Annotated in this window: 13 protein-coding genes; 6 read left to right on the top strand and 7 right to left on the bottom strand. The window is 36.9% G+C overall.

All coding sequences use genetic code 11. From position 1 onward, the window contains the following. Positions 1 to 47: 47 nt before the first annotated feature. Positions 48 to 563 (bottom strand): hypothetical protein, encoded by a 516-nt coding sequence (locus CTN01_RS13910; protein ID WP_208598940.1) that lies wholly within the window; start codon positions 561 to 563, stop codon positions 48 to 50. 270 nt (positions 564 to 833) lie between these two features. Here CTN01_RS13910 and trhO point away from each other — a divergent pair, with 270 nt between their 5' ends. The 4 genes from trhO (at position 834) to CTN01_RS13890 (ending at position 4395) form a co-directional block, all read left to right on the top strand. Then, positions 834 to 1817, top strand: coding sequence for an oxygen-dependent tRNA uridine(34) hydroxylase TrhO (gene trhO / locus CTN01_RS13905; protein WP_045148919.1), 984 nt, complete (start codon positions 834 to 836; stop codon positions 1815 to 1817). 338 nt (positions 1818 to 2155) lie between these two features. After that, on the top strand, positions 2156 to 2695 hold the full coding sequence (locus CTN01_RS13900) for a porin family protein (RefSeq protein ID WP_045082097.1): 540 nt from the start codon (positions 2156 to 2158) through the stop codon (positions 2693 to 2695). Positions 2696 to 2833: 138 nt separating this feature from the next. Next, positions 2834 to 3094, top strand: a complete 261-nt coding sequence (locus CTN01_RS13895; RefSeq protein ID WP_045082096.1) for a helix-turn-helix domain-containing protein — start codon at positions 2834 to 2836, stop codon at positions 3092 to 3094. A gap of 2 nt (positions 3095 to 3096) precedes the next feature. Next, on the top strand, positions 3097 to 4395 hold the full coding sequence (locus CTN01_RS13890) for a type II toxin-antitoxin system HipA family toxin (protein ID WP_045148917.1): 1299 nt from the start codon (positions 3097 to 3099) through the stop codon (positions 4393 to 4395). A 108-nt stretch (positions 4396 to 4503) separates the two neighbouring features. Here the strand turns inward: CTN01_RS13890 and CTN01_RS13885 are convergent, their stop codons facing one another. Beyond that, positions 4504 to 5595, bottom strand: coding sequence for an alkene reductase (locus tag CTN01_RS13885; protein ID WP_045148916.1), 1092 nt, complete (start codon positions 5593 to 5595; stop codon positions 4504 to 4506). A 10-nt stretch (positions 5596 to 5605) separates the two neighbouring features. Next, on the bottom strand, positions 5606 to 6235 hold the full coding sequence (locus CTN01_RS13880) for a GrxB family glutaredoxin (protein ID WP_045148914.1): 630 nt from the start codon (positions 6233 to 6235) through the stop codon (positions 5606 to 5608). Positions 6236 to 6361: 126 nt separating this feature from the next. Here CTN01_RS13880 and CTN01_RS13875 point away from each other — a divergent pair, with 126 nt between their 5' ends. Continuing rightward, positions 6362 to 7282, top strand: a complete 921-nt coding sequence (locus tag CTN01_RS13875) for a LysR family transcriptional regulator (RefSeq protein WP_045148912.1) — start codon at positions 6362 to 6364, stop codon at positions 7280 to 7282. Positions 7283 to 7489: 207 nt separating this feature from the next. On the opposite strand, the gene CTN01_RS13870 is transcribed toward CTN01_RS13875, so the two are convergent. Then, positions 7490 to 8377, bottom strand: coding sequence for a DUF2971 domain-containing protein (locus CTN01_RS13870; RefSeq protein ID WP_045148911.1), 888 nt, complete (start codon positions 8375 to 8377; stop codon positions 7490 to 7492). Positions 8378 to 9287: 910 nt separating this feature from the next. Here CTN01_RS13870 and CTN01_RS13860 point away from each other — a divergent pair. After that, positions 9288 to 9851: a hypothetical protein gene (locus CTN01_RS13860; RefSeq protein WP_045148910.1), complete on the top strand. Its 564-nt coding sequence runs from the start codon at positions 9288 to 9290 to the stop codon at positions 9849 to 9851. Positions 9852 to 10236: 385 nt separating this feature from the next. Here the strand turns inward: CTN01_RS13860 and CTN01_RS22685 are convergent, their stop codons facing one another. The 3 genes from CTN01_RS22685 to CTN01_RS13855 form a co-directional block, all read right to left on the bottom strand. Further along, complete coding sequence (locus CTN01_RS22685) at positions 10237 to 10539, bottom strand: SIR2 family protein (protein WP_146150429.1); 303 nt, start codon at positions 10537 to 10539, stop codon at positions 10237 to 10239. Between the two features lie 142 nt (positions 10540 to 10681). Next, positions 10682 to 10822 (bottom strand): hypothetical protein, encoded by a 141-nt coding sequence (locus CTN01_RS22795; RefSeq protein ID WP_167335197.1) that lies wholly within the window; start codon positions 10820 to 10822, stop codon positions 10682 to 10684. A gap of 1042 nt (positions 10823 to 11864) precedes the next feature. Next, complete coding sequence (locus CTN01_RS13855; RefSeq protein ID WP_045148958.1) at positions 11865 to 12251, bottom strand: DUF2306 domain-containing protein; 387 nt, start codon at positions 12249 to 12251, stop codon at positions 11865 to 11867. Positions 12252 to 12357 lie beyond the last annotated feature (106 nt).

Here is a 12357-nt window from a genome sequence, read left to right as displayed (position 1 = left end):
AATCAAATTAAAACCAAATATTTTCTAAGATACTTTATTTTCCGTTTTTAAACAGTATATTTTTGGCTAAAAGGAATACCATTAAATGTATGTGTACAGCATTTACAAAACGGCTTTAGGCTATCTTCATTTATATCAGGGTTAACCACTTGCAGTGTGCCATCGGTATCAATATATAAACCACTAAAATATGTACTTTCACTTTCAAGTATTATGTCGTTACCTAAGTCTTGCCGTTTGGCAACCATATTAAAAATAGGATCGGGTTTATCCAATCGAGAAATAGCTTCGCTATAAATCTCATTCCAACAATTGCCAACTTTGGACAGTAAAAACTTATAGAGAGGCGTGTAATCTAATCCGCGTTGAAGGCCTTTACTCATACCTGTCAACACATCACTTCTATGCCGAGTTTTACTATAGTCGCTACCGTGAAGATGCCGAACACCTCGAGTTCTAGTATTCACTTTCCGATAAAGCGGCTTTTTTTCTTTCATCGTATTTTTTTTCATATTTATTACCGTATCTCTTTTAATCGTAGAACTGTCTGCTTTAGTATTCATAGTTCAATCTATATGTTCAACAACCTTAATAATTATCAGATATTAACAAATAACATAAGAATCAATAAGTTAAAGTTACCTTTAATATTGATGTGAAAAGTGTTTGAAGATTAATGGAATTTTAAAGAAACAAAAAAGGGGTATTTCCCTATTTTTAGTTGGTTTTTGTTACACATTGTCTTAGCTATACTGCGCAAGTTTTAAACTCACTATTATAAATAGAATACATAAAGCACTGGATTTACGCTCCAGCTCGCAGAAGGAAGAAACATGTCTCAATACGTTGTATGTGCGCTGTATAAATTTGTCGCATTAGATAACTACCAAGAAATTCGCCAACCATTAACTGAATTGCTCGAAGCTAATCACATTCGTGGCACATTGCTTCTGGCAAGTGAAGGGATCAATGGCACCGTAGCAGGTAAACGAGAATCTATTGATGCGTTACTTGCCTGGTTTAAACAAGATCCGCGCTTAGCTGACGTTGTTTATAAAGAATCATTTAATGCAGAGCAGCCATTTAACCGCACCAAGGTAAAACTGAAGAAAGAAATCGTTACTATGGGTGTAGAGGGGATCGATCCTCGTCACGTAGTGGGAACCTACGTAAAACCTAACGAATGGAATGCATTAATTTCAGATCCTGATGTTGTTCTGGTTGATACTCGTAACGATTACGAAGTCGATATTGGTACATTCAAAAACGCCGTAAATCCAAATACAGAAACCTTCCGCGAATTCCCGCAATACGTGAAAGATAACCTCGATCCTAACAAACACAAAAAGGTTGCGATGTTCTGTACTGGCGGTATCCGTTGTGAAAAATCAACCGCATACATGAAAGAACAAGGGTTTGAAGAAGTTTATCACCTTGAAGGTGGCATTCTTAAATACCTTGAAGAAGTCCCACAAGAAGAAAGCATGTGGGAAGGTGACTGCTATGTGTTTGATGGGCGAGTTGCAGTAAACCACCAACTAGAAAAAAGTGATTACGATGTGTGTAATGCCTGTCGATTACCAATCACACAAGAAGAGCAATTATCAGAGCATTTTGAAAAGGGTGTAAGTTGTCCAAAATGTATTGATAAACACAGCGATGAGCAAAAAGCCCGTTTCCGTGAACGTGAAAAACAAGTGCAGTTAGCGAATGCGCGTGGCGAAACTCATGTCGGTGGTGATGCAGCTCAACTGATAGAGCAACGTAAAAAAGCCAAACTGGCCCATAAAGAGCAGCAACGCTCAGCTAAAAAGTAAGATACAAACAATATCTGCTTTTAAATATAAATTCACAAAAGGAATAAACAACCATGTTTATTCCTTTTTTAATAACTCAGCTTATGTGTTGGTTTTTTACTTAATATTAGATGCATACAGTCAATCTATAGCTAGCTAAATATTCCTCACACAATTAGAAATTGTACACCGTTCAGTTTGTGTTAATAATCTATTCATATACTTGCCGACCTAAACAAGTGGCGTCAGTCACATAGTAGATCAACCGTCTGCTTTTACTTATTCATATAATTATAAAAAATACATAAATATCAATAAATAAGCTTATAGCGTAAGTCTGTTTACTGATAGGAGTTAACATGCAATTAAAAACAGTTTTCATTTTATTATCACTTACTCTGCTATCTCAAACTGCAGTAGCGAACGAGAATATCATTGGTGGATCTATTGGCTATGGTACCCAAGATTTTAATTTAAAATACGATGCCAATGATGGCGATACCGTGGCATTTGATATCTATTACCGTCATATGCTTAGCGATTACATGGGGGTAGAAGCTGGTTATACCCGAAGCTATGATGGTATTTTTAGCGACTTTACCAGCTTGCTGTCATCTGCTGATGTATCGTCATACGGTGGGCCACGTTTATCACTGTACGGGCAATATCCATTAAGTCATGGTAATGCATTGTACGCGAAAGTTGGTGTTGCTTATCACGATGTTGATTACAAGATGAATAACGTAAAACATAATGAGAGTAAGGTTGGTGCCGATCTGCAAGTGGGTTGGGAAAAACGCTTCCACAACGGAATGGGTATCAACGTAGGTTACCAGTTTGCTGACAGCTCCATTTTAACTATGAACAATTTCTATGTCGGCACAAGCTACCGTTTTTAATTGCCTCACTTAGCTCAACGTATTATCCGCTACAGGGGATAATGCAGTAATATCCCTTATAGCGAATAAATTGAAAATATCCGCTGTAAGGGATATACTTTAAATATCCTTTATAGCGGATAATTTAAAGTGGGAACCATGCAAATCACATCAGCTAAAATGCTCGCCAATGCAGTGCGAGATCAACGTAAAGCCCAAAGCAGAACCCAAAGTGATACAGCTAAACTGGTCGGTATTAAACAAACCACCGTATCTGCGTTTGAAAATAACCCAGAAAGTACCAAGCTAGAAACGCTTTTTAAATTACTCGCCGCATTAGATTTAGAACTGCATGTTCAACCGCGTAACACAAACACCGAACCACACACCACAGAACAGAAATGGAATGAGGAGTGGTAAACATGGATGTGTTAACGGTTGCAATGAATGGGATCTTAGTCGGCAGCTTAACCAAAGCAAGCTCTGGTGCTATATCGTTTCAATATGATCCAACATGGTTATCACGAGCAGGAGCCCGTGCGATCTCACTTTCTATGCCGTTACGCCACGATGCTTATCATGGTGATATTCCTTACAATTTCTTCGATAACTTATTGCCTGATAATGAAGAAATTCGCAGTCGTATTCAGTCTCGTTTTCAAGCAGCCACTAAACGACCGTTTGATTTATTAAGTAAGATAGGCGGCGATTGTGTTGGTGCTATTCAGCTTTATTCACCACAACATAGCCTACAGGATGTAAGGCAAATACAAGCAGAACCATTAACCGAATCTCGAATGGCACAGGTATTACGAGGTTACCAAAGTGATGCGCCACTCGGCATGCTAGATGATATGGACGACTTTCGTATATCTATTGCAGGCGCACAGGAAAAAACGGGCTTGTTATGGTATCAAAATCAGTGGCATTTACCGTTAGGTTCGACCCCAACCAGCCATATTCTGAAATTGCCAATCGGGATCTTACCGCACAAAAACATAGACTTAAGCGATAGCTGTGAAAACGAATGGTTATGTTTAAAAATCGCGACGGCATTTGGCTTTGAAGTGAACGATGCCACCATAATCAATGTTGAAGATGTAAAAGCATTGGCGTTAACGCGCTTTGATCGTCGATGGTCGCAAGACGGCAGTTGGCTAATGCGTTTGCCCCAAGAAGACATGTGTCAAGCGTTAGGTGTTGCACCCGCATTAAAATATGAATCAGACGGTGGGCCAAATATTGCCAGTATCATGCAATTTCTATTAGGTTCACGCACATCAACCCAAGATCGAGAAGTGTTTTTCAAAGCACAGATCTTGTTTTGGTTGTTAGCAGCCATTGATGGACACGGTAAAAACTTCAGCTTATTTCTAGAACCTGAAAGCCGTTACAGCATGACGCCACTATACGACATCATTTCTGCTTATCCTTTAATGGATTCAAACAGCATTCCGAAACAGAAAGCAAAGATGGCAATGGCATTAACGGGCACCAAGAAATATTACAAATGGCAAACCATTCAGCCTCGCCATTTTTTAAGTACAGCTAAAGCGGTTGGATTTTCGACCCAACGTGCTAATGAATTAATGACTGAAATGAAAAACCAAGCGCCAAGTGCGATAGAAAAAGTCCGACAACAATTACCCAACGATTTTCCTACAGATATTAGTGAATCGATATTTAATGGGGTATTAAAGCAAGCAGGGCGATTGGGGTAAAGCCAAGTTATATGTGTAAAAAAGGCATGAGCAAACAACCCATGCCTTAAATATGCTTGCTTTAAATACTCTGGCCTTAATACTTATGCCTTCAGAATTAAGGCTTAATTAGCCAAGAGTAGGATAGTCGGTATAACCGTGGTCATTACCGCCAAATAGCGTCGTACCATCCAGTTCTGCTAATGGTTGTTGATGCTGTAGACGTGAGACAAAATCAGGATTAGCCACAAACGGACGACCAAACGCCACCAAATCGGCATAGCCTTTATTAAGCACTTCATCCGCACGTGCTTGCGTATAACTACCTGCAACAATGATCGTATTAGTGAAATACTCACGCAGATCAATTCTAAACTGTTCGGGGATCACAGGCGCATCATCCCAATCCGCTTCTGATAAATGCAGGTAACCAATGTCACGGGCTTGAAGTTGTTTTGCTGCCTCTAAAATAGTCGGCACAATATCAGGGCAATTCATATCTTTAAAAGTGATGAAGGGCGCAAGTCGAACACCCACTTTGTTAGCACCAATAATATTACTCACAGCATCAACAACTTCTAGTAAGAAGCGAATACGATTTTCTCTAGTGACACCGTAACTATATGTACGATGATTAGAGTTAGTCCGTAAGAACTGATCGATAAGATAGCCATTACCGCCGTGAATTTCGACACCATCGAATCCCGCATCAATGGCGCGTTTTGCAGCATAAGCAAAATCTGCGATAACCCGATCAATATCTGCTTGTGTCATAGCTCTTGGTTCAACACAATCGACCATGTTGCCATTGCCTTGTTCATCCGCAATCCACACTTTAGTTTCAACAGGTTTAAGTGCCGATGGCGCAATCGGCTTCTCTCCATTTTGGAATACAGGGTGAGACACACGACCTACATGCCATAGCTGACAAAACATCGCCGCGCCGTTCTTATGTACCGCTTGCGTTACCGAATTCCAACCCGATACTTGCTCATCGGTATAAACACCAGGCGTAAACGAATAGCCTTGCGAATCATCAGAAATCTGCGTCGCTTCAGAGATAATTAATCCAGCACTTGCACGTTGTTGGTAATAACTCGTCATCATCGCGTTTGGAACATTACCCGGCTGGCTACTACGCGCACGTGTCATCGGTGCCATAACAATACGGTTTTGTAGATTCAATTCGTTAAGCTGTGTTGATTCAAAAAGCTTGCTCATTATCGACACCTTATTTAAGTAGTGGTAAGTGGGTTTTAACGCTGACCGATTCCATCCAATCTTTTACTGTGTTGTCCCACTTGATCTCAGGCGCACTAAAGAACCCACGTAAAATAGAGAACATAATCGCACCATCAATCAAACGAACAGGTTGGTTCGTTTCTAACTGCAAGATCGTTTTTGCTTGCTTAATAAGAGACTTAACGTCATTGGCGATATTCGCGGTATCTTGCAATAACGCATCAAAATTTAACTCGTCTGATTCTTTCTTGGCTCGCCAAGATTGTCGAGCAGAGTCAGTTACAAACTCAGGTAACGCCATGTTTGACCAACGTGGATAGCCGATTTTTTGTAATGGAAGAAACGCGTTTTTTTGCCAATCAAACACAGCCTTAGAAATTTCAATTGTCTCGCTAGACTGCGCTAACTCAATGAAATACTGAATAATATCTAAGCTTTCGGCTAAAGCTTCGCCATCATCTTTAATCAAAAGAGGCACTTGCTTAGTACCGATGAGCGCATTCGTGGTTTTGTCATCATCATAAGCAATACAAGTTACCGTCAGTGGGATATTCAACATTCCAGCCACATAACGGACGCGAGCACTAAAAGGGCAATGTTCATAAATATAAAGCTTCATCATTATTTCCTATCTAGCCATTTTTGTTTTGATGGCGTCAGTATATTCATTGGATAGAATTTTATAATTGGGGTAAATTTAAAAAGATTATTCGGCTGAGCTGAACAATAAACAAAAGGAAAGGGCATGGATAAGTTTTCTGATATGACGTTATTTATCAGTATCGTTAAAAATCAAGGCATGGCCGCAGCAGGCAGAGAGTTAGGTTTATCTCCCGCAACGGTAACAGCTAGGCTACAAGCATTAGAAGATCGCTACGGTGTTAAACTGCTTAATCGCAGTACTAGGCATATTTCTTTAACCGAATCTGGTGCGCTGTATCATCAAGCCTGTTTAGAGATCATCGATAGCGTAAAAGAGACAGAAAACTTACTTCAAACCGGTAGCCAAGAAGTACGAGGGACGCTAAAGATCTCGGCGCCACGAGACATAGGCAAACAATACATCTCACCCATCATCTCGACATTTTGCGAACGATACCCAGATGTAGTGCCGTACTTGTATTTAGACGATAAGCTGACCAACTTAGCAGAGTCGGGGATTGATATTGTGATCCGTTATGGTGAACTGGCAGACAGTAATCTTATCTCTCGCAAACTGGCAGCCAGCAGGCGAGTGTTATGTGCAACGCCTGAATACTTGGCAAACAAAGGCACGCCCGTAACACCGCAAGATCTCGCCGATCATCATTGTTTAGCTATGATCCGCAGTAATGAAGAACTGAAAACATGGCACTTTACAGACGACAACCAGCAAACAGTGATAACCCTAGTACCGAAACGTTTTTCAGATGATGGCGAAGTGATCCGCCAATGGGCATTAGATGGAGCAGGCATAGCGTTAAAGTCGATATTAGATATTCAGCACGACATAAAAGAGCAACGATTAGTGAAAGTGCTTGATGGTTACATGAAGAACTTCAACGCATCGACATCTTCAGCCAGTGCGGACTTAAACGTGATTTACCAAAGCCGCCAGTACCAACCCAAACGGCTTCGATTGTTTATTGAGTTTTTGTTAGAGCGATTTGGTGAAAGGTTGGGGTAAATGTAAAAATGTCGAAAAGTAGAATTAAGAAGAATAACTAACGCATTAATTTAAAGAGTTTATAGTGTTAGGGAAAGAACTTGAAGTAGACGGCGGTCATATAGTCGAATTCAAAGATAAATCACTCGAGTAACAAAGTTACTTTAAAAAACATTAATTAAAATAAGGCATAATAATTATAAATGATTATGCCTTAATTAATTTTCATTAATTTATAGTAGAGTGTTCAACAATTTTTATATTAAAATCATCAGGGTCTATGTATGCCTTATTCAATTTACAGCTAATATCTGGATTACTTTTTAATATTGAAACTAAAGTATTTAATTTATTTTCTGGCATTTTTTCACCAACAGTTATTGATTTAATAGATTTTGATGAAAAATAATTAAGGTTGGGCATATTTGAGAGTAATAATCGATATTCATTTTCATATGCCCATTCGTTAGATTTCATGCATATAAGTGAACCAAAATCTAGTTTGATAGAGCCTGTCTGCAAAGCTAAGTCGGTAACATGGTGTTTTGATAAATTAGAATAGATAATTGGAGACAAACCAACTGCCTGATCAGTAAAACGTGAAATACTATCTATCAGTAAATCAAAATCATATTCGATACAAAAACCTCTAAATCCATTAGAATAATGAGACCACATAAGTTTATTTTCTAAAGCCTTTTTATTGCCATTAAGATCATCTGTTGCAAAACAACAGGCTTTATTGATCTCAATGTACTCATCTAGTAGGCGCTGTGTAGTTTCTACTAATCGATTTAATTTTTCCTTAAAATAACTTTCCAAATTTTTATCTACAACAAGCTTCGTTAATAGTTCCGTTAGTTTAGCATCATCAAATTCATCTTTATAAAACTCCTTTATAAAAGAAATTGCTCTAGCATCACTATATTCAAAATCACTAAGTTTAAAAATAGCGTTTCTTATAAATACATCTTCAAAAGGATCATTAAAATCAGCATAAGAACTAAACCACAGATAATTATTCGAGAGTGAATCCAAATCATGGGCATTATATGGATAAAATCTATACAAGCTGTTGAATTTATTGTTTTTCTTAATATCTTCCCAATTCGACATCCTGTAACCTCAAAATCACACAATTATTAAATTAGTGCTAATTGTACATTTTTGCATGCTAAATGATACATTGATGTAATTTAAATTAGGCAAAGCAACCATCATAAAAAGCTCTAATCTTTGATTATTATGTCTGCGTCTTTCAAAACATTCTCACTATGAAAAACAGCAGCTCCCCAAAGAAGGAAAGAACAGCTTATTAGAAAGGTGATGTTTAGAGATTTAATTAAGAGGGCTTCCGCTTTGCGGGTATCGGCAAGGATTGACTAGCCGAAAATTCAAATATAGGTTAGTTAGCAGCATAGGTTTAGCGAATGGTAGCACTAACCACCTACATTCTCATCAACCAATTCAACTTGATTTGGAACCAGCCAAAGGATTGAGAAAAACACAATAAACACCACTAAAGTTGTTAAAAACAAATTTTGGACATGGTTATTAATCAATGAGTATAAAAATGAAGAAAAGAATGCCAGTGTTAATCAAGTAATTTTTCTACGACGGTTTGATACCATAAGTGCCGAACATTTCACACAGCGATATTGAGTTGTGTATTTGCTAAATAACAAATAGCTAAGGGAAATAGGAGAGTGACAGTTAGGGCATTGATGCTTAGCCATAAAGATTCCTAAGTGTTGTGTTTGTGTGTAATCCAACTTGAACTTTACCAACTTAGATCATCCATTTACAAACATCTGCATCAAGTAAGATTAACGTTTGGCGACCATCTCACATAATGATGAATCGCCATGTATCGATTAAAACGTGTTTTCACTGTTATATTTCGCATTGATATAGTGATTTGACAAAAGGATAAATTGGCGCATCCTCAACGGTTGATGTCGTAAAGTATCAAACGAACACGAAAGAAAGTATACATAATATAGTTTCTAAACAGCGGAGGTATATTATGAAATTACAATGCTTATCAACAATGCTTATTACTACTGTTGCGACATCAGTACTCGTAACAACAGAGGCTCAAGCGCAAGATAAAAGTCACACAGATAAAATACAAACACCAATTAAGTTTAAAGAAGTAGATGAGCCAAGCTTAACAATACACTTTAAAGATAATAGTCACCCAGAAACAAACCAATACTTAGCTAATTTTTTTAAAGTATTCATCGCTTCAAATAAAAATAATTTAAAAACCTTGCTTGCATCTGGCTTTGTGCAAAAAGTTGGAGATAAAGAAAATAACTATAACGCTTTCATTAAGCATGCATCGTTTTTAAGTAATCAGCTAAAAAGTATGGATATTGTATTTGAAGATGTGAACATTGATAGTGATGGGACAATATCTGACATACATACAGTAACTGCATCTAAGTTAGATGGAACATCAGCGATATTTAAATTGTACGCATTCTACTATTTTGATAAAAAGGAGAAACTCACTAAAATTGATGAGTCGTCTGTGCTTTTACATGGCTCGAAAGCTGACTCTGATTTAGGTTCGCAAACAAGTTAATATTCTGATAAATAAACTTAGGTGGGATCAATATTCTTGATACTACCTAAGCTAATTAGTTTATAACTTATTAAAGAAATTATAATTAACAATATTCTCAACATACGCTACCCATTCTTAATGAAAGAAAACAATATCGCAACATTTGTGAGTTATGAAAATATATAAAATATCAATATTAATTTTCAATTTATTACAAAAATTTGAATAATATATTAAAAACATTTCCTCTCGACATGACTCCAATCAGTAGATTATTAGTAATTCTCTCGTTCAAGAAGTGTAATCACTAATGAATTAGTCATAAAACTAATTATAAAAATTAAGTCATAAGCGAATTATTGACAGAATGATCATCGATAAAGGTTACAGAGATAAGGTAGAACTAACTACCTACATTCTCATCAACTAATTCAATTTGGTTAGGTACCAACCATAGAGCTAATGTAGCAACAACCACTGAGATAAAACCACACAGCAACAGGTTTAGATTTGGGATTAATGCATTAAATGTGAAAATCAAAATGGCTGGAAGAACTGTCGTAAACATTCCAAATAGTTTTCTTCGTCGATTCCATTTTATAAGTGCTGAACATTTTACACAGCGATATTGAGTTGTGTATTTGCTAAATAACAAATAACTAAGAGAAATAGGAGAGTGACAGTTAGGGCATTGATGCTTAGTCATAAAGGTTCCTAAATGTTGTTTTTGACGTGAAATCAAACGTAGACTTTACCAAGTTAGCTCATCTGTTTATTTACAAACATCTACACCAAGCAAGGTTAACACTGACGACCATCTCACATTATGATGAACCACCATGTATCGATTAAAACTTGTTTTCACTGTTGTATTTGTTAGTAATTTTGAAGTCATTAAGGTCTAAGTTTTCTAAGAAATCAAAACCGTGATGCTCATGGTAATACCAAGCAGCAAAGCCAATGATCGCGAGTACAATTAATTTTTTCATACAATCCTTTGTTTTGTTAACCGTTAAACCAACAACGGCAATCCATTCCGTGTATACAAGCAAAGTAATATACAAAACAATAACGCATTGATTGCAGTATCAAATGGCCAATCTGTGTATTAAGCAAATGAATAACACTGAAACAGATTCAAATACCAATACAAGTTGTGATGATCGTTATGGTTAAGACGATAAGCGTGATAATGATTTCACGTACAGCAACGTGATAAACTTCGGCGATTGAGATGGTTGAGATTCAAATCGTTAAAATTTAAACATCAGTAACAGCATGATTTAAGTTCGTCTAAGAACATCTGTGATTTGAATCTTTAAAGCGAAGATATGATGAGCGTTAAACACGCCATTTCAAATAGGTTCAGACTAAACATAGCCGTTTTTAAGGCAAATACCATTACTTTGGGAACTATACCTTTGGTACGCATTATGTACCTTATGTTAAATAGGATATCTAGATTATTATCTATCATAAAACCCAAACTAAGGTGTCACATGTATTGCTCTACTCTGCTGATTTATTGATAGTTTTAGTTTGTTACAGGGTCATTTAACAGTATTGCGTATTTACCATAAAATAGGTAATTACCATCAATAATTCTTGTTCTGCGAACGCTATGCATTCTTGAACAAGGATTATTTGGAATTACCATGGAAAACTAACTAATGCCTCTGTATAAATTACTGAGCTATTTCAATCACTATATGGCTTAGACAAACTTACATATTTCAAGAAACGAATATCTATTGCATGTCATGGCCGATGAAATGAAATATCTGCAGACCTATACAAGCCAGCCATATCAGTAAATCAAAGAGCTTTCGTCGATGCTTTTACTAGATAGCATGTTCGTTATAGCAAGCCCGCAATTCGGTTGCTTCCTATCATCAGCGTTTTTCATACATTGCTTGCAACGAACGAAATCTGTGTATAGTTGGGTTTGTATGAATATCTCATATGCTATCGTTGGCTTCTTCACTTACATGCAGCGACTCAAACACCTTGTCATATTGCTTTCTAAGCAGCCTAAACAAAAAGCCAAGTATGTAATAATCTTCCTGGCGTGAAAGCAAACGTCCCTGCAATTAATATTGCCGATACGTATAAAATAATCATGCTATTACGGTGTTTTTCCACATTGTTTTTTTTGATAGCAATGAATGCTTCTGGGACTGTATATAACGTAATAAAGCTAAGGATATGTATATAGCCAAAGTGATAAAATATAAAACCCCCAACCTGAGCTGGAATAAACAATGTTGATATTGCCGTTAATAACATCAACACCATATATAATCTGCCAAGGATCTTATGATTTTTAGTCCCTTTTCGTTTAATGAGTAAATAAGTTCCAATGAGAAAAGCAAGAACGACTGTAACTAAATGAAAATACACTAAATCTAGATATTCCACATCAAAATCCATTTAAACTTGAAAATTTATAAAACAATAGCAACTTTACGATATGTCTTATATTGATATATGTATTTTCTGAGAAAAGCCCTAAAGAAAATCACTA

The sequence above is a fragment of the Photobacterium angustum genome (assembly GCF_003026365.1).
Lineage (GTDB): Bacteria > Pseudomonadota > Gammaproteobacteria > Enterobacterales > Vibrionaceae > Photobacterium > Photobacterium angustum.
The sequence above is the reverse complement of the archived record's forward strand: the minus strand, read 5'-3'. Positions and strand labels throughout refer to the sequence as shown.